Origin of the sequence: Chimaeribacter coloradensis (assembly GCF_002858715.1) — a bacterium.
Lineage (GTDB): Bacteria > Pseudomonadota > Gammaproteobacteria > Enterobacterales > Enterobacteriaceae > Chimaeribacter > Chimaeribacter coloradensis.
Genome location: NZ_PJZH01000010.1, coordinates 20,867 through 37,395 on the forward strand (window position 1 = coordinate 20,867; position 16,529 = coordinate 37,395).

A 16,529-nucleotide genomic window follows, 5' to 3' on the forward strand; every position below is an offset into this window, starting at 1 on the left:
GCCAGCGTATTATTTTCTTTATTTTACTTTAGGCAAAAATAATAACGCTTGCGTGCGCGCCATTACCGGGCGGCGGCGCGGCGTTGATTTTATGCAAAAAAACAGGCGGCCTGAATCTCATCGGTGCGCTTTTAGACCATACTTTTCTTACCTTGAGAAGTGGAGTCTCTCCCGATGAATAACCCGGTTATTTTGCAGTTCTTTCACTGGTATTACCCGGAGGGCGGAAAGCTCTGGGCGGAAATTGAGCAGCAGGCGCAGTATGTCGGTGAGTTGGGGATCAGCCACGCCTGGTTACCGCCGGCCTGTAAAGGGTCGGACGGCGGGCACTCTGTGGGGTATGACATCTATGATCATTTTGACCTGGGGGAGTTTGACCAGAAAAACAGTGTCGCAACCAAATATGGTGACAAGGCAGGGCTGTTGCGCGCGGTAGAGGCCCTTAACCATGCCGGGGTCGGCGTGATGATGGATGTGGTGCTCAACCATAAAATGGGGGCTGATGAAAAAGAGGCGGTGAAAGTAAACCGGGTGGATGAGAGCAACCGCACCGAGATTGATGACGAAGTGGTCGCCTGTGAGGCCTGGACCCGCTTTACCTTCCCGGGGCGGGCGGGGCGCTACTCCCGCTTCATCTGGGATTACACCTGCTTCAGCGGGGTCGACCACATCGACAACCCGGAAGAGCAGGGGGTGTTTAAAATCATCAACGACTATACCGCCGAAGGGTGGAACGTCGAGGTGGATGCGGAGTTGGGCAACTTCGACTACCTGATGGGGGCGAATATCGATTTCCGCAACCAGGCGGTGCGCGACGAGCTGGCGTACTGGGGGCGCTGGCTGCTGGAGCAGATCCCCTGCGCCGGCCTGCGGCTGGATGCCGTCAAACACATCCCGGCCTGGTTCTACCGTGACTGGCTGGCGTATGTGCAGTCACTGCGCGAAGCACCGCTGCTGGTGGTGGCGGAATACTGGTCGCCGGATCTTGAGGTGCTGAAGCACTACATTGAGCAGGTGCAGGGGCGCACCATGCTGTTTGATGTGCCGCTCTATATGAACTTTTACTGCGCATCGCAGCAGGGGGAGGACTTCGACCTCCGCACCCTGTATGACGCGACGCTGGTGGCTGACGACCCGTTCCATGCCGTGACGCTGGTCGGCAACCATGATACTCAGCCGCTGCAGGCGCTGGAGGCCCCGGTCGAGCCGTGGTTTAAGCCGCTGGCCTATGCGCTGATCCTGCTGCGTGAGCAGGGGGTGCCGACGGTGTTCTACCCGGATCTGTTCGGGGCCGGGTATGAGGATCAGGGGCAGGACGGCAACACGCACCACATCGGCCTGCCGGCCGTGGCGGAACTGCCCGCGCTGCTCCGGGCGCGCCAGCGCTTCGCCCACGGCATACAGACCGATTACCTCGACCACCCAAGCTGCATCGCGTTTACCCGCAGCGGCACTGACGACGCACCGGGGTGCGTGGTGGTGCTCTCTAACGGCGCGGAGGGGGAGAAAAGCGTCTGCCTGGGGGCGGGCTTCGCCAATAAAACGTGGTGCGACTACCTCGGCAAGCGGGAGGAGATCGTGACCACGGACGACGCGGGCAACGGTGTGTTTACCTGCCCCGGCGGCAGCGTGAGTGTCTGGGTGCTGGAGGAGCACAGGGAGAGTTAGAAAACGCGGGCCGGCAGACAGCCCGCAAAAAGAGGCCGGGCCTTTACCTGGCGCGCAGCGCCTCGTAAGAGACCATCACATGCTTCTGGTAGGCCGGGCGCGTGGTCAGGCGCTGGTAATAGGCGGCCAGCGCCGGAAGGTCCGGCCGATCGAGGTCAATGTCGTAGTAGCGGTAGAGCAGGTGGCCGAACTGAATATCCGCCAGCGTCATCTCATCACCGGCCAGCCAGGGATGGCGCGCCAGCTGCTGTTCTGCCCGCTGCAGGAAAGGCGTCAGCTTCTCCATGCCTTTGGCGATCAGTGCCTCGTCCCGGTCTCTGGCGGCGGTGCGGACTTTCTGCCAGAAAATCGGGCCGGTAAAATTCTGTGAGATATTAATCTTGGCCCACTCTGCCCACATGTCGACGTGCGCTCTGGCCGCCAGCTCCTCCGGCCAGAACGGCGCGGTGCCGTAGCGGGTCGCCAGGTAGCGCAGAATCGCCCCGCTTTCCCACAGGGGGGCGTTTTCCCCGTCCCGGATCACCGGCACGGTGCCGTTCGGGTTCATCGCCAGGAATTCCGGCGTATGGTTACCCCCATAGACATGGCCGATATCATAGCGCTGGTAGTCCAGCTTCAGCTCACCGACACACCACATCACCGCCTGAACATTTGAAGACGTTTTCCTGCCCCAGATTTGCAGCATCACTTTTCCCCTTGGTATGGATACCCGGCACAGCCTATCAGGCATGACGAGAGACCGGCGGAATTTCAGACTTTGCCGCGGGTGCGGCAAGACGCATTACAGTGACAGCGCATCCGTATCACTGAGGCGCATATCGCGGCCGGGGCGGTTTTGCAGCAGGATTTGCCAGAGGCGGGGGCGGAAAGGGGTCGCATTGACCACATCGATCACCTGATCAGGGTTGCGGTTGAGCTGATAGCCGCGCCGGGCCGGCGTCAGCCGATCGCCTGAGCGGAGTTTCAGCGGGGTGACGGTCCAGACAATCAGTTTCAAATGCTTCGGGGAGATGACACACACAAAGGTCATATTACTGCGCGGGCACACTACACTATCGATGACTCTCCACTCCATCGGGATCTCCTTATACGTCAAGCCGTGAGGGCAGCGGTAGGGCAATTTTCAGAATAAATTAAATGTAATTTAATTTTAAATAACATTATGTGTTAATCACTTGCCTTAATAGAAGTAAAAAATGGCGTAACCTCAGGATTTCATGATCCTGATCAATTTCAGGCAGCCCAGGATATGATTGTGATATTTTATTTATTTACAGAGACTTAAATAAAATCAGGTGCGTGGTTAACGGCGTTCTGCCATGAAGACTTCGTGGGGTTTCCCGAATATTCTGGCATCCGTCCACTGCATTTACCTATATGCTTCACGATGGAAAAAAGTCTGCGATGCGTTCCGGCGTATAAGAAGCCAGACACCTTCACCTGTTGATGACTAACGGAAAACACCCGCTATGCCGACCACACCCCTGCGCATAATGCGCCTGCTCCTTGCTTTATTGCTGTTTACGCCTTTACTGTTTAACCCCGCCTATGCCGCACCCGATGATACCGCCACCGGTGAGACCGCTGCGAAACCGGCACCGGTTAATGCACCGGCCACGCTGGCCCAGTTACAGAAACGGCTGGATAACATCAAACAACAGGTTTCCAACACCACCAGTGATAACAAGCTCAGCGCGCTGAATGACAGCACGCTGCAACTGGCGGGGGATGCCGACGCGCTCAATACCGCCCTGCAACCGCTGCTGGCACAGGTGCAGGCGCAACTGGGCGTTCTCGGCCCGGCCCCTGCGGATGACGCGCTGGCTGAGACGGCAGATGTGGCCAAACAGCGCACCTCGCTGAATAACCGGCAGGAGCAGTTGCAGGATCAGATTGGGCAGGCCACGGCAATCAACAGTGCGGCCACTAACTTATCCGCCCAGATCACTGCGCTGCGCCGTAATGCGCTGAAAACGCAACTGGCGCTGAACACCGGCAGCATCCTCAGCCACCGCTTCTGGTCACCTTTACTTGATGGACAGGCCAATGATGCGCGCCGTTTTTCTACCTTTGGCGAACAGCTTTCTGCCAGCCTTGCGATAGCCTGGTCGCCGGAATGGCGTTACGGCTCCCTGCTGCTGCTGGCCGCCGCGCTGGCGATTGGCCTGTTCGGCCGCCGGCTGCTGGATAAACCGCTGACCTTGCTGGTGCTGAAAGTGCTGCCGGTCGGACGCCTGCGCCGCAGCGGGCTGGCCGCGGGCACCGCGCTTTCCGTGCTGCTCTCCGCCGGGATTGCCGTGCATCTGATTTGCCAGATCGTGACCCGTGAAGAGAATGTGGCACCGCTGGTACAGGATTACGCTGAAGCGCTGATTAACCTGACGCTGTTCTCCGCCCTGATCGCCGGGTTAGGGCAGGCGCTGCTTGCGAATCAGCACCCCTCCTGGCGGCTGCCGGCCATCGCCGATGAGATTGCCCGTACCCTGAACCCGTTCCCGCTGCTGCTGGCGAGCTTTATCCTGATCTTTGGCGCGGTAGAGCAGCTCAACAACCTGATTGGTGCCAGCGTGCCTACCAGCCTGCTGGGCAATGGCCTCGCCTCGCTGCTGGTGGCGCTCACCGCCATTGTGGGGCCGATGCGGGTGAACCGCCTGCGCCGCCGCTTTATCGCCGAGGGCCAGACCCCGGAGGTGCGCTCTACGCTCGCCGGGCTGCTGCACCTGGCGACCAGCGTCACGGCGTTCGCTATTCTGATGGCGCTGCTGGTGGGGTACATTCCGCTGGCGCGCTTCCTCACCTATGAGCTGATCTGGATTGGGCTGGTTCTCGGCTGCCTCTACTTGTTGCTTAACCTGATCACCGATGTATGCGACAGCCTCTTTTCGCCCACCACCGCCAGCGGCAAGATCATCAAAAATTCCCTGAATATTGATGACCGCCACCTGACGCTGGCCGCCACGCTCTTCTCGGCGATCGGTAAAACCATCGTTATTCTGCTGGCCGCCGTCGCCATCCTGAACGGGACGTTCGGCACCACCACGCCGCTGGAACTGATCAGTAAAGTCGTCGATATCTGGGGCGGTAAAGGGCTGGAGAAGCTCAATATCGTGCCTGCCCAGCTGATCAATGCGATCATCTGCCTGGTGGTCGGTCTGGTGGTGCTGCGCACCGCACGGCGCTGGCTGGATAACGATTTCCTGCCCAAGACCATGATGGACAAAGGCATCCGCGCCTCGCTGGTGACGCTGTTCAGCAACGTGGGCTATGTGCTGGTGATTCTGATCACCTTGTCTGCGATGGGGATTCAGTGGAACAAGCTGGCCTGGATTGTGAGTGCGTTGTCAGTAGGTATCGGTTTTGGCTTGCAGGAGATTGTGAAGAACTTTATCTCCGGCCTGATCCTGCTTACCGAGCGCCCGGTAAAAGTGGGTGACCTGATTACCATCAGCGGCGTGGAGGGGGACATCCGCCGGATTAACGTGCGTGCTACGGAGATTCAACTGGCTGACCGCTCAACGGTGATTGTGCCGAACTCCCAGCTGATTTCCCAGAATGTGCGTAACGCCACCATGGGCAATGCGCAGGGGGTCGCGACCATTGCGCTGACCTTCCCGCTCGACATCGACCCGGAGCAGGTGCGTAATATTCTGCTGGAGGCCTATGAGGCTCATGAGGCGATTCTGGATACCCCGGCGCCGTCGGTGACCTTCAGCCAGCTGGCACCCACCGGCATCGTGCTCAGTGTGACCGGCTACGTAAACAGCCCGCGCATTGTCGGCGGCACCAAAAGTGCCCTGTTGTACGACATCCTCAAACGCCTGCGTGCCGCAGAGGTCTCTCTGTCAATGCCACAGAAGATGATCCTGGAAACGCCGGATCAGCAGCAAAGCGCCTGACGTTCCGCCTTCCTTCCTGCCTTTACAAGCACACCTTCGGGTGTGCTTTTTTATGGCGGGTTTGCCAAAGGCAGAGAAGGGGCCGGCCCAGCAGCTCACAGCCAATAAAAAAGCCGCAAACCCTTGCGGGCTGCGGCTTTCTTACTGTTTCCGGCCTTATCTGGTGATAACCGGAAGCTTGTTTGGTGGGCTGGCGGAGTCTGAATTGGTTGTGTAACTTGTTGTTTGATAAGTTTTAACCTTCAATTCAATTTTCAATTTGGTCCCATTGTTGGTCCTAAAAGAAAATGTCAGGTATTTTGCAGGCAGGGGAGGTTACAGCAGGAGTCTCTTCGTCTGTGAGATTAGCATTTTGCTTTCCTTTAGTCTGCTCTGTATTTAACCGTTTATTTCACGTTAGCTTTTAGCAAGCCGGTAGATCGCCTTGCTCGCAGAATATCCACTACGGAAATATACGGGGTTTGTTCTTGCCACGAAAATCCCTTCTGGTCGATACGAACCAGTTCGTACTTTTCCACCAGAAAATTCACCGCATCGGCAAGCGTTATTCCCGCGTCAATATGTTCCTCAATAGTCGCGTCGTCGTGGAATGGCGTGTCATTAAGTGTCAGGCCGTAATGGTGCTCCAGCAGATACGTTAAAAGCTGCTGCCACACCATTACGGGCGACAGACGTGACGAAACCGGCACCTTAGCCGGTACAGTTGAAATGTGCATGGATAGAATCCTGAGAAAAGAAGAAGAGAGAAGGTGTTACTGAGTTGGATAGATAGAAATGTAAACGTAGCCGCAGCTACCACAGGTATCAGCTATGCAGGTTAAACTCGCAAGTTGAATGGTCACCTGATGTTGCTGCTGTGGATTTAGTTCACCGGAACGCAACATATTTTCTAACTGCTCTATAAACAGTGGGAAAGCCTGTTCCAGGCTCTGTAGCTGCTCTGGGCTAAAGCTTCCCGTCAAACCAGCCCTGTCAGCCAGGTAATGCAGCCGGTTGCCTTCCTGAACTAATCTTGCGCCAAATCGAGGGGTGATATCACTTTGTAGCCCCCATTCATGGGGTGGTGTGAATGGCATGAAAACCTCCGTTTAAAGCAAACCCTGCTCAGCAAAAGAAACCACTTCATTCCCAATAACCAAATGATCCAGCACTCGCACTTCTACCAGTGCTAACGCCTTCACTATTCGCTGGGTGATGTGTTTATCCTGCTGACTGATTTCTGTCGTACCTGATGGATGGTTATGCGCCAGAATTACCGCAGCGGCATTGTGCTTCAGAGCCAATTTAACTACTTCGCGGGGATGAACTTCGGTATGGCTGAGTGTGCCGGTAAATAGAGTTTCGCATCCCAGTAAGCAGTGCTGATTGTCGAGATACATCACGATAAAAACTTCACGCTCCTGATGAGCCATCTGTAATTGCAGCCAGGTCTTAGTGAAGCTGGTGGAGGTAAATGGCTCACTCGGTTGACGCTGATATTTCTCCAGTAGGCGTAATGCCCGACGAATGACGCGTTGCTCGTTTGCAGGAAATACCGGGGATAAATTAAATACAGACATATTTGTTCCTTAAAACAAAAAGCCTCGCCGGTTTATTGGCAAGGCCTGAGGGAAGGGATAATAAAAAGGTTCATGAGACAAGCTGCAGCATATTCTCGGCCATCACCCACAGGGCGCGATTGAGTTTCACATCACCATCGATACCTTTTACAGCACGGGTATGTGCACGTTTGCCTTTAGTCGTTCGTCCCGACAACCCGCCTTTTATCAAGTTCTCCTGAATGCGCTGGTAAGTCGTCCACAGGTCATTGCTCTCATCCTGCCAGCGGCGCGGGGAAAGGATCTGCGATTCCGTCACCGGCTGATGCTCTTCACCAAAGCGATAGGTTAATGCCGCTTTCGCCATCGCCTGCTGTGCTGGTGGCGGTAACAAAAGCGACTGCATGGCATCGCGCTTCTCCTCCACCCGGTCAAATATCCCCAGCACTTCGTAAGCCCCTTCAATGACTTTCTCCACCACGTTGCCTTTATGCGGCACACGTACCTCACCAAAGCTCTCACCGCAAATCAGCCCGTTCTGGCAGACTGCACGAAATAGCCCCGGCAACATCTGGTATGAGCTGGAGCCGTCATGGCTGTTAAGCAGAATGATTTCCGGCACCTGCTTACCGGTTATTTGCCCTTCACGGCGCAGGCGCAGCATGTGTTTCGTGTGCTCTCGCTTGCTTTGGTCGCGCACACGAGTCTGGCAGGCAAAGAATGGCTGAAAGCCTTCACGCTGCAGGTTATCAAGCAGGGTAATGGTCGGGATGTAGGTGTACCGCTCACTACGAGATTCATGTTTTTCTTCGCTGAACACACTCGGGACATAGTGCGCTAGTTCATCTCGGGTTAATGGACGATCACGGCGAACGAGATTGACCGCACCAAATCGGCTTGCTAATCGCATGGAATAACTCCTTATTAATAAAAATAAATCCCTTGTTCATGATGGAGCAAGAGTTAGATTTTTTTAATGATAAAATAATGTTGCATTCGGTTGGGTGATATAGATGTGATTAAAGTTCTATCTGGGTTTTTATTATCTATTATATGTGATAACTCCAGACCAAAATTTAATGTGCTGGAGTTTAAGTTTGTCAAAAATAATAGATTTTTTCTTTTATTTTCATTTTTACGATTTGTAGATAGCTAATGGCGTTTGTCTATGTAGGGATCATGTGAGAGTTATTGTTAAGTGATAACAGGTTAGTTATAACAGGACTCATTCTAAGTAAATATCATGACGTAGTTACTGTATGTTAGTAATGTAAATTTAAGATTTAAATGATGTAATCAGTGGTGGAGTAGATTATGTATTGTAATATAAAAGACTTGGTTCCAAAAACTATTCAATATAAATATATCAAATCCCATGGGCCTCTAAATAAATATCAGCTAAAACGGATAGAGCAGACGATTGATAAAACACTGGATGAATACCCGAGGGTGCTGGCGGTAAGGGTGGAGCTTCATATGCCCGTACGCAGGCCGCTCTGCGATATGCTCCTTGCAGATGATTATGCCAGAACAGATGCCGCTGCAATCTCACGGTTCAATGCTTCACTCAATGCGAAGATAAAGCACTATGAACTCAAACAGAAAAAGGCAGGTAAGCGGGTACGTGATACTTCATCTCGCATTGTGTGGGCCAGGGAGTTCTGTCCTACGAATAATAAAAAACACTATCACGTTTTGCTTATGCTTAACCGGGATGCTTTTAATAGCCTTGGTTCGTATGAGGGTAATAACGGAACATTGCTTCGGCTTATTCGTGAAGCATGGATGAGTGCTGTTAATTTTATTTATCCGAAAAACAGAGAGTTAGTAAAGATGCCTGATAACCCATGCTATTACATAAATGCTAAAGACGGTAAGCAAAGTAAGGCTTACAGAGAATTGATATTTCGCTCAAGTTATCTTGCTAAAGAGAAAAGTAAATGTTTTACAGATGGAGAACGAAATTTTGGCTGTAGTATTAAGTGAATAGTCACGGTGAATCATTACGAAGGTTAGTGATACGTTTTTTAATTTATTTAGAAAATCAATTATTTTGCCAGCATTTGTCTTATGAATATCAGCTGTTATTATGTTAGGATCTTTCGGTTATGAACGTAAAGTATTGTTAAATGATTATTGAGAGTTGCGGAGTTTAATTGTTTTCAATTTCTCTGATGCTGCAGATGGATGTTTTATACTAATTCAGTCCGATGCAATCTAATTACTCTGAGGTAGCTTCACAGCATAAGTTTTAACGTTTAAGTTGCTCTCCTGCTCTTCATCCAAAGGATTCACAGGAGACAAAAATGAACACGAACCCACTTAATACAAATTTCTTTAACCTTACATTCCCAATACGTTTCGAGGAAGTAATACAGTCCATACAAGCCAAAACGCATGCACCGAAAGAGTTGATCGCAGGAGTACAGTTGTCGGTAATGTCACTCGGCGCTCAGGGTAGGGTTATGTTTGAACACAGTGATGGAAGAAGAAGCCCTGTGTCTCTTTACAGCATTGTACTGGCTGAATCAGGGGAGAGGAAAACGGCAGTGTGCAATCTCCTGCAGAAACCGATACAAGACTTTCAGAAAAAGCAACTTAAGAATTATGAGGAGAAATTAAAAGTCTATGAAGCTGATTTGCAGTCATGGGCTGTCATTAACAAAACTATTTCCCGCCAGATTAGGAAAAATATCGAGAAAGGAGGTGATAGTGTTTCTGAGCAGGATAAATTGAGAAAGCATTACATTAATAAACCTAAGCCTCCAAGGAGACCAAAGATTTTATTCAGTGATGCGACACCTGAGGCTATCATCCAGGGACTTGTTGAAAGCATAGGTACGTTAGGTTTAAGTTCCGATGAAGGCGGTGTGATTTTTAATGGGCGGGCGATGGGTAATACGCCGCTTTTTAATCAACTCTGGGATGGTGGGGGGGTGATGTGGAGCGTAAAGGGCATCGACTGAACATTGATGATGCACGGCTAATGACGCTTATTGTCACGCAGAAAAATGAGTTGATTTTATTCAGGAAAAAGCATGGTGCTCGTGTCCAGGGGAATGGTTTTTTTGCCCGCTGTCTGTGGTCTGTAACTACATCAACGCAGGGTATAAGAACTCATCAACCTGATGTCCAGATAGATGCCCGCGTTCTGGATAAATTTAACAAACGAGTCGAGGAATTACTTGAACAAACGCTTGCCGGAACTACTCCCAGTGTTCTGCGCTTTTCTGTGGAAGCGGAACATCGCTTTGCTCAATATCAGAATGAAATTGAGCAAAGAATATTAACAGAGAAAGGAGGGCATGAAGCACTGCCGGGAGTTTTATCAAAGCTTCCTGAGAATGCTGTAAGGCTGGCAACATTGATGCACTTTTTTTATGAATTTAAGGGTGATGAGATTGATGTAGCAACACTAAACTATATTTTTATGATTATGGAATATTATTACCAACAAGCCGTCAATATTTTGACTGCCAGCCTGAGTTCCGATGAGGAGGACGCTAAAAGACTCTGGGAGTGGTTAATGACAGGCCCTTTCTCAGGAGCTAACTCAGTTGCAAAGTCAGAGATAAGGCGTTATGCGCCCTACCAGCTGCGTGATGTAGTCCGCTATAACAAAGCGTTAAAATATCTTGAGGATATTGGTAGGATATATATAAAAAAGTACAAAAACGGTAACGGTACTGTCAGTCAAATTATTGATATCAATCGCTAATGTAAGATATGCATAACTACTCCTCTGCTTTTCCTGCTCCAAAGAGCAGAAATCGCAGGGGGGTATTGCCTGAAAATTTTCCTGCATGAAAAGCACACTTTGTATCCGTATAGGAAAAAACAGACGACTACAGTGTAAACCTTGCGGTTAACATTCTAACCCAGGCCTGTCGACTGTCAGTTTCGTGCTGACGCTTTTTATTTTCTGTGAAGTAAAATGCTTTACTGAATGACATTTTGATTTTCTGTATGACAGGAGTGATTGATGATTAGGTGCCACCTGAACAGACTGATGGGTGAACGCAGATTAAAAGTTGCCGATGTGGTACGCGATACCGGTCTTCCCCGTAGCACTGTCACAGCGCTCTGGAGAGATAACGCCACCCGGATTGAGCTGCCAGTGCTAAGCATTCTCTGTCATTATTTTAAATGTGATGTCAGTGAGTTATTGGAGTTTACGTCGGATGAAAATCACGTTGAATTATCTCGTCCAGTAAAGGGTTTAAATAATTTTTCAAATCGTGTCTGGTTTATGCATAAATAAGACAAAATCATTAGCAGTCTGTATTTTAATGTTAATAATTTTGTCATTATTGAATTTAGGTTCGTTGCTTTTCACTAAAGCTTTGTTTATTCATAGTTACCATTTTAAATAATTACATGCGGCTGCAATTTCTCTGTATGAACAGTTAACTTTAGCTGCTTCGTAGCTGATTAAACCTATAATGGGGTTATTGTTCTCATTGTTGTTGTAAATATCTTTTAGAAGGTTATCTCCTTGTTGGCTGGCCCAGCTCTGGGAGTCATTATTAAAATCAAAGTAATATTTTGCTGAGTGCAGTTGGACGGGGTGTTCTGTACCAGGCAAAACGCTCCAGATAATAACTTGCTTAACTTTGATGATTTCATTTTCTGCCAATTTTTTTGCAGCGCTGAAACCTTCTTTCAATTTTGAATTGTCCGGTTCTTTCTTAAAGCAATACGGATCACTTCCATTGGCGACACAGGTCTCATTGTATTGATCTATAGAGCGCTTTGCGCTTTCAATCAAACTAGCGTAGCCATTAGCAAACCGAGTCATTTCCCTTTTCCAGATATCATTAGTCGCAGATGCCGACATATCACATGTATAAGTAATGGTTTGAAGTCCATGCTCATCGGCTCCATCTTCCCATTTAAACGATTCACATCGCTGACGATGCTCTAACGCGGCCCCCAGGGTTCTGGTTGAATCGATATTTGATAATACCTGTGATTTTATAATTTCCTGATTGTCTGAAGCGGATACATTATCACAGCCAGCAAGAATAAATATTGGGCAGCTGATAAACAATCCAGTCAGTACTTTTCGTTTAGACATAAGTGATTCCTGTTGAAGTTTTGGTAAATTACGTGGCCTTAACTAAATCAGGCCTGATAAGGCGGTTTAAGCTGGTTTTAATGAATGAAGGGTATATGTTCGATGCCTGTATAAAGTAAATTGCTCCTGGCATTGATCTTATTGGTCAGACAGGCGTGACTTTTAATTTCTTTACCCATAGGGTTCATGACACTGACACGTGCGTCAGGTTTGCCTTTGTACTCTTCATAAGTGATAGCCATAGCGCCTTCTATAGCTTCTCCCGTTGCCCGCAATACAAAGACTCTGCTGCCAGTAACATCATTTACTGTGATGGACTGCTGCACTTCACCTGAATTTGTATCCAGTTTGATAACTGTGCTACCTTTATCTGAAATTTTATCCTGTGATTTGAAATTAATATATGCGGTGTCTTTTTTGTGACTCAGGGTCATAACCTCACCCGTAACAAGTGTGCATTTTAGATGCCAGTGTTCCTGACTAGCCTGCGAAGAACAGTTCAACAACATGAGCAGAAATAAAGATGCTTTCGTTTTTACAATATTCATATAACCTGCTGATTAAGTGGGGGGTATTGTTGATTGATGCGGCAGCTCCTCTTTGAATACTATTTATTTGATGAGTAATATTTTTTATATGAACGATGATTAGCCGAATTCATTACATCATGGATATAAGGGAAATGAGGTATGGATGCGATGAATCGCTCATCCGCGGTAAGATGGCAGATGTCATCCCTGCGTACAAAACTCTCTGTGGTTAACTTCACCTGGATGATGCTGGCCACTGGTATAACCCTGATTATTTCGGTCTGACAGGCAACTAAATACCAATTACCTTCCATGTGGACAAGGCGGTAAGGTTCAAAGACTGCGTGAGAATCACCGCCAGTCAGCAAATGGATACGGTTTTGCTGACAGACCGCCTGTATCAGCCGCTGAAAGCATTCTGATGACACAACCGAGTCAGAATGCGACGAAGGCCAGATTAGGCAAGGGGAATAGGATGTTTCACCGGTGAGGTAATGCATCAACCTGCGGTCAGGCGAGGGAAATAATTGAGTAATACCGGTGTTGCGCATAAACGCCAGAACATCTAACGAACTGTCTGTAAAGCGTTTCCCGTCAAGTCGCCAGCGTCCATTCTCACTGACGATATTAAGGTGGAGTAGTCGCTGGTGGAAATCTCGCTGTAGCGTTCGTTCAGATACTCCAAACTCTTCTGCCAGGATTTTAAGGTCAAGAGACTCTCCTGATAGTAACCGGCTGATAATCTGTGTCAGCCTGATGGCAAACCGGTCATAACGAGTCGATGTATTGTTCATCAGAAAAAATATCCATGGATAACTTACTGTTTTCAATGATGTTATTATGAATCATGAGCACGTCAGGATATGTCGCTATAACGGGAGGAATTGAGAAAAAACGTGAAGACAAATAATTCAGTAATATGCTGATTAACAATAACTATTTCTTTCAAAGACAAAACTGAAGCAGGGCGCGACATATCCTGTCGCTGAAATTCATAATTCTCCGGTGGCGTAACTCAGTGGGCAGGTGTATTAAAAAAACCAGTGCCATATTGCGGTAGCTGCATTCTCCAGCCCTTCTCTGAGTACTCCCAGCCCGTTGCGTATCACGCTCGGGAGTGGAATGGCCTCCAGAATCCTGCTCAATAATTCTCCCAGTAAATCCGCAAAATCCTTTCGTGCCTTCGTCTCCGATTCTTTGGTGCGGTGTTCTTCTTTGATCTGGCGAAACACACCACTGGTCGCCTCTGGTGGCAGGGCAAAAATTATGGTTTCTACCATGCGAGACATGTTGTAACCGGTTTTAGCTGAGACAGCATGCACCGGGTAAGGGGTAAAGAACTGGCGTGAAACGGCAGCACTTCTAGCTGTGAGCGTCATCAGTTGCTCTGCAGAAGGAGAGCCTTTTTCACGATCCCATTCCTGCGATGGCTCAGCTTTATCAGCCTGGTTGATAACGAAAACAATGCTGTCTGTCGATACGCCACAATCCAGTAGAAAACGGTGGAACTCTTCGTCTGTGGTACAGGCCCGGTCATCGGCTTTCATCACCCAGAGGATGAGATCCAGCTTCGGTAACTGTTCCTGATACATCTGACGATATATCTCATCATGCTTCAGCGATTCACCTGCGCCCGGCAGATCGACCAGCGTCAGGCAGCGTCCCCCTGCATTCAGGTTAAAGTGCAAAGGTTTACGTGTGCAGCCTTCCGCATGACTGACCGGGCTGAGAGGATGTTCAAAAAGGGCATTGCAAAGCGAGGATTTTCCGACCCCTGATTTCCCCATGATGCCAATCACCGGTTCGTAATGAATGCTCTGGCGTATATGTTCCAGCACCATACTGGTTATATGCCCGGGAAGAATGGATAAATGTTGCTTCAGGACATTAATGCCCCGTTCTGTGAAATCAGACATGTAGCCTCCGCAATGAAAAAAATCGATACAGCAACATCGCTGTCAGGTATTCACTGCGGTAGTACAGGTCTGTTTTTTTTTGCATTCGAATTGCGGGGGAGGAATGTGATTTTGTGGAGCAAACCGGGGGAATTGCCCCGGTTCACTGATACGGTGAAATGATATCTAACGTCGCATTACCCATTCGTTCAGTTCTGACTCCAGCCAGCCAACGGATTGTCTTCCCAGTTGTCGTTGTTTTGGAAATGTTTCATCGTAGCGTGGCGATTTTGGATTAAGCCAGTCGTATATGGTTGAGCGTGAAATTCCCATTTTTTTCATGACTTCTTTTAGCCTCAAGATCCTCGGTGAATCAGGAATGTTTGCGTAACTGGATGTATGGGAGGAGAGGTGGTTTTGTAACATCTTGGCTTCCTTAGTATACGTTTGTTCGGGTGGGGCCATATTGCCAACCACGCTGGGGCTGTCATACACTGGAAGTAACATTAAAATAAAATCACTTTAGGGGTTTACTTTTCATGAGGGATGTGGGTGTGGATTTTTTTGATGATTTCTATCTGCAAGTCTGTGCTGCTATTGAGGACAAATCTTCTGAGCTAGAACGAAAACTTGAATCAGATAAAAAAGAAAGTAACCAAAACATTCTGCGTACTTACAGGCAAAGTGCTCGCGATAAAATTGAAGACTTTAAGACTATTGAAATAGCACAAAAAAACGGGCAACCGATTTTGGATATGGATAATAGTGATAACATTCGTTATTCCAAAGAATTTATAAATGTTGGTGGGATAATGGTTGAGAGGCCTTTTCTTTATAAGAAAACCTATGCGGAAGTTCGGGCGGAAAATCGTAAGAGGATAGTTGGTGGGAAATTGACTGGGCTTGCGAGTCTATATGTTGAGAATTGTGAACATTTATCTCTCTCTATGGCTTATGAGGATTTTTACTGGGCTCAATTCCAATTTGAATCAGGTGATAAAAAAGGGAGTTGCAGTTTATTGCTCGATGCCTTTTATTATATTGATAACTATATGACACGAAGTGAGGATAGAGCATCATCAGATTATCATCGACTTATGATCTCTTTTGACCGAGCATGCAAAAAAAACAATTCAAGCATTGGTGGGAAAAATAAACTGACAGATCTGGAATATATGAAAGAGCTCCTTGTTACTATTCTTAGAGATATTACCCCTCGCGAAGGCTGGAGAACTAAACGTCAAGTTTATGAAAATCTAATACCTTACCTTTGTGAAGAAGATAAAAAAGTTAATCCAGCTAGATGGGAATATGATACTGGTAATAGAGAGGAGACTATCCGCGGAAGGCTCGTTAAATGGTTTAGTTGTGAATTTAAAGAGATGCTTGAAGAATTTATGTTCAAGAGAAAATGAGTTTCAAACTAATTAAGTTTGAATGTTTTAGCTTCCTGTGAGGTATCACAGGATTTTATTGAGTTAATCAGGTTGTGGCAAGGCTGCCTTAGAGACCCCATCCTCAGATAATACGCAAGTTATCAGGAATCCTCGCTTACGTGATGTTGTTCAAGGAAAGCATTTTGACCAAAGTCTCATACTACATGAGACATAGTTGTCTTGTAGTTTCAGTGAACTAATGTTTTTCCATCTCGATCGCTTTATAGTATCAGACGACGATTCTAATCTGAAATTCATTTCTTGGGCATTGTTCCTCGCCTGGTGCTGGCTCGCAACAGCACAATTTCTGTATGAGTGTACCTCAGGTAAGTAGCCACAGAGCTGCAGATATTGATACTCGTCCTGATGTTTTTACGTCAGAATTCATCGTGTAATAACCGCGTATCGTAACATCTACCAATGCTCTCTCGCTACATAGATTGAAGTAAGCTAATGAAGTATCATACATTTATAGAACCGTAGTGTATG

Annotated in this window: 18 protein-coding genes; 7 read left to right on the top strand and 11 right to left on the bottom strand. The window is 48.3% G+C overall.

Annotated elements, in window-relative coordinates; genetic code table 11:
• Window positions 1–174 precede the first annotated feature (174 nt).
• On the top strand, window positions 175–1,668 hold the full coding sequence (gene amyA / locus CYR32_RS11385) for an alpha-amylase (protein WP_101824517.1): 1,494 nt from the start codon (window positions 175–177) through the stop codon (window positions 1,666–1,668).
• Window positions 1,669–1,711: 43 nt separating this feature from the next.
• Here the strand turns inward: amyA and CYR32_RS11390 are convergent, their stop codons facing one another.
• Both CYR32_RS11390 and CYR32_RS11395 read right to left on the bottom strand, forming a co-directional pair.
• The gene (locus CYR32_RS11390) at window positions 1,712–2,353 is read right to left on the bottom strand and encodes a glutathione S-transferase family protein (protein ID WP_101824518.1); all 642 of its coding nucleotides are present in this window, start codon (window positions 2,351–2,353) and stop codon (window positions 1,712–1,714) included.
• Between the two features lie 96 nt (window positions 2,354–2,449).
• Window positions 2,450–2,743 carry a hypothetical protein gene (locus CYR32_RS11395; protein WP_101824519.1) on the bottom strand — a complete coding sequence of 98 codons (294 nt, stop codon included), beginning with the start codon at window positions 2,741–2,743 and terminating at the stop codon, window positions 2,450–2,452.
• A 394-nt stretch (window positions 2,744–3,137) separates the two neighbouring features.
• On the opposite strand from CYR32_RS11395, the gene CYR32_RS11400 reads away from it, so the two are divergent.
• The gene (locus CYR32_RS11400; RefSeq protein ID WP_101824520.1) at window positions 3,138–5,564 is read left to right on the top strand and encodes a DUF3772 domain-containing protein; all 2,427 of its coding nucleotides are present in this window, start codon (window positions 3,138–3,140) and stop codon (window positions 5,562–5,564) included.
• Between the two features lie 386 nt (window positions 5,565–5,950).
• On the opposite strand, the gene CYR32_RS11405 is transcribed toward CYR32_RS11400, so the two are convergent.
• The 4 genes from CYR32_RS11405 to CYR32_RS11420 all read right to left on the bottom strand — a co-directional run bounded on the left by CYR32_RS11405 (window position 5,951) and on the right by CYR32_RS11420 (window position 8,012).
• Entirely contained in the window at window positions 5,951–6,280 is a 330-nt protein-coding gene (locus tag CYR32_RS11405; RefSeq protein WP_101824521.1) for a TA system toxin CbtA family protein, read from the bottom strand.
• 36 nt (window positions 6,281–6,316) lie between these two features.
• On the bottom strand, window positions 6,317–6,640 hold the full coding sequence (locus CYR32_RS11410; RefSeq protein WP_101824522.1) for a type IV toxin-antitoxin system YeeU family antitoxin: 324 nt from the start codon (window positions 6,638–6,640) through the stop codon (window positions 6,317–6,319).
• Window positions 6,641–6,652: 12 nt separating this feature from the next.
• Window positions 6,653–7,123 carry a RadC family protein gene (gene radC, locus CYR32_RS11415; protein ID WP_101824523.1) on the bottom strand — a complete coding sequence of 157 codons (471 nt, stop codon included), beginning with the start codon at window positions 7,121–7,123 and terminating at the stop codon, window positions 6,653–6,655.
• 70 nt (window positions 7,124–7,193) lie between these two features.
• Window positions 7,194–8,012, bottom strand: a complete 819-nt coding sequence (locus CYR32_RS11420) for a DUF932 domain-containing protein (RefSeq protein WP_101824524.1) — start codon at window positions 8,010–8,012, stop codon at window positions 7,194–7,196.
• Window positions 8,013–8,416: 404 nt separating this feature from the next.
• On the opposite strand from CYR32_RS11420, the gene CYR32_RS11425 reads away from it, so the two are divergent.
• The 4 genes from CYR32_RS11425 (at window position 8,417) to CYR32_RS11440 (ending at window position 11,363) form a co-directional block, all read left to right on the top strand.
• The gene (locus CYR32_RS11425) at window positions 8,417–9,088 is read left to right on the top strand and encodes an inovirus Gp2 family protein (protein ID WP_101824525.1); all 672 of its coding nucleotides are present in this window, start codon (window positions 8,417–8,419) and stop codon (window positions 9,086–9,088) included.
• A 320-nt stretch (window positions 9,089–9,408) separates the two neighbouring features.
• Window positions 9,409–10,068: a DUF3987 domain-containing protein gene (locus tag CYR32_RS21995; protein WP_101824526.1), complete on the top strand. Its 660-nt coding sequence runs from the start codon at window positions 9,409–9,411 to the stop codon at window positions 10,066–10,068.
• Window positions 10,044–10,820, top strand: coding sequence for a DUF3987 domain-containing protein (locus CYR32_RS22000; protein ID WP_146000693.1), 777 nt, complete (start codon window positions 10,044–10,046; stop codon window positions 10,818–10,820). The genes CYR32_RS21995 and CYR32_RS22000 overlap by 25 nt, the downstream gene beginning before the upstream one ends.
• 264 nt (window positions 10,821–11,084) lie before the next feature.
• Window positions 11,085–11,363 (top strand): helix-turn-helix domain-containing protein, encoded by a 279-nt coding sequence (locus CYR32_RS11440; RefSeq protein WP_101824528.1) that lies wholly within the window; start codon window positions 11,085–11,087, stop codon window positions 11,361–11,363.
• A gap of 96 nt (window positions 11,364–11,459) precedes the next feature.
• Here CYR32_RS11440 and CYR32_RS21430 read toward each other — a convergent pair whose 3' ends face one another.
• The 5 genes from CYR32_RS21430 to CYR32_RS11465 all read right to left on the bottom strand — a co-directional run bounded on the left by CYR32_RS21430 (window position 11,460) and on the right by CYR32_RS11465 (window position 15,030).
• Window positions 11,460–12,179 (bottom strand): hypothetical protein, encoded by a 720-nt coding sequence (locus CYR32_RS21430; RefSeq protein WP_146000694.1) that lies wholly within the window; start codon window positions 12,177–12,179, stop codon window positions 11,460–11,462.
• A 77-nt stretch (window positions 12,180–12,256) separates the two neighbouring features.
• The gene (locus tag CYR32_RS11450) at window positions 12,257–12,727 is read right to left on the bottom strand and encodes a hypothetical protein (protein WP_101824530.1); all 471 of its coding nucleotides are present in this window, start codon (window positions 12,725–12,727) and stop codon (window positions 12,257–12,259) included.
• Between the two features lie 59 nt (window positions 12,728–12,786).
• Window positions 12,787–13,503, bottom strand: a complete 717-nt coding sequence (locus CYR32_RS11455) for a helix-turn-helix transcriptional regulator (protein ID WP_101824531.1) — start codon at window positions 13,501–13,503, stop codon at window positions 12,787–12,789.
• 237 nt (window positions 13,504–13,740) lie between these two features.
• Window positions 13,741–14,625 carry a GTPase family protein gene (locus CYR32_RS11460; RefSeq protein ID WP_101824532.1) on the bottom strand — a complete coding sequence of 295 codons (885 nt, stop codon included), beginning with the start codon at window positions 14,623–14,625 and terminating at the stop codon, window positions 13,741–13,743.
• 165 nt (window positions 14,626–14,790) lie between these two features.
• On the bottom strand, window positions 14,791–15,030 hold the full coding sequence (locus tag CYR32_RS11465; RefSeq protein ID WP_101824612.1) for a helix-turn-helix transcriptional regulator: 240 nt from the start codon (window positions 15,028–15,030) through the stop codon (window positions 14,791–14,793).
• Window positions 15,031–15,158: 128 nt separating this feature from the next.
• Here CYR32_RS11465 and CYR32_RS11470 point away from each other — a divergent pair, with 128 nt between their 5' ends.
• Complete coding sequence (locus CYR32_RS11470) at window positions 15,159–16,019, top strand: hypothetical protein (RefSeq protein ID WP_241523810.1); 861 nt, start codon at window positions 15,159–15,161, stop codon at window positions 16,017–16,019.
• The last annotated feature ends 510 nt before the right edge of the window (window positions 16,020–16,529 follow it).

What these genes read in the sequence shown, in the direction of transcription:
- CYR32_RS11420 (WP_101824524.1), bottom strand. Translation starts at nt 8,012, where the DNA reads ATGCGATTAGCAAGCCGATTTGGTGCGGTCAATCTCGTTCGCCGTGAT.
- CYR32_RS11425 (WP_101824525.1), top strand. Translation starts at nt 8,417, where the DNA reads ATGTATTGTAATATAAAAGACTTGGTTCCAAAAACTATTCAATATAAA.
- amyA (WP_101824517.1), top strand. Translation starts at nt 175, where the DNA reads ATGAATAACCCGGTTATTTTGCAGTTCTTTCACTGGTATTACCCGGAG.
- CYR32_RS11400 (WP_101824520.1), top strand. Translation starts at nt 3,138, where the DNA reads ATGCCGACCACACCCCTGCGCATAATGCGCCTGCTCCTTGCTTTATTG.
- CYR32_RS11465 (WP_101824612.1), bottom strand. Translation starts at nt 15,030, where the DNA reads ATGTTACAAAACCACCTCTCCTCCCATACATCCAGTTACGCAAACATT.
- CYR32_RS21995 (WP_101824526.1), top strand. Translation starts at nt 9,409, where the DNA reads ATGAACACGAACCCACTTAATACAAATTTCTTTAACCTTACATTCCCA.
- CYR32_RS11450 (WP_101824530.1), bottom strand. Translation starts at nt 12,727, where the DNA reads ATGAATATTGTAAAAACGAAAGCATCTTTATTTCTGCTCATGTTGTTG.
- CYR32_RS21430 (WP_146000694.1), bottom strand. Translation starts at nt 12,179, where the DNA reads ATGTCTAAACGAAAAGTACTGACTGGATTGTTTATCAGCTGCCCAATA.
- CYR32_RS11440 (WP_101824528.1), top strand. Translation starts at nt 11,085, where the DNA reads ATGATTAGGTGCCACCTGAACAGACTGATGGGTGAACGCAGATTAAAA.
- CYR32_RS11410 (WP_101824522.1), bottom strand. Translation starts at nt 6,640, where the DNA reads ATGCCATTCACACCACCCCATGAATGGGGGCTACAAAGTGATATCACC.
- CYR32_RS11455 (WP_101824531.1), bottom strand. Translation starts at nt 13,503, where the DNA reads ATGAACAATACATCGACTCGTTATGACCGGTTTGCCATCAGGCTGACA.
- CYR32_RS11395 (WP_101824519.1), bottom strand. Translation starts at nt 2,743, where the DNA reads ATGGAGTGGAGAGTCATCGATAGTGTAGTGTGCCCGCGCAGTAATATG.
- CYR32_RS11405 (WP_101824521.1), bottom strand. Translation starts at nt 6,280, where the DNA reads ATGCACATTTCAACTGTACCGGCTAAGGTGCCGGTTTCGTCACGTCTG.
- radC (WP_101824523.1), bottom strand. Translation starts at nt 7,123, where the DNA reads ATGTCTGTATTTAATTTATCCCCGGTATTTCCTGCAAACGAGCAACGC.
- CYR32_RS11460 (WP_101824532.1), bottom strand. Translation starts at nt 14,625, where the DNA reads ATGTCTGATTTCACAGAACGGGGCATTAATGTCCTGAAGCAACATTTA.
- CYR32_RS11390 (WP_101824518.1), bottom strand. Translation starts at nt 2,353, where the DNA reads ATGCTGCAAATCTGGGGCAGGAAAACGTCTTCAAATGTTCAGGCGGTG.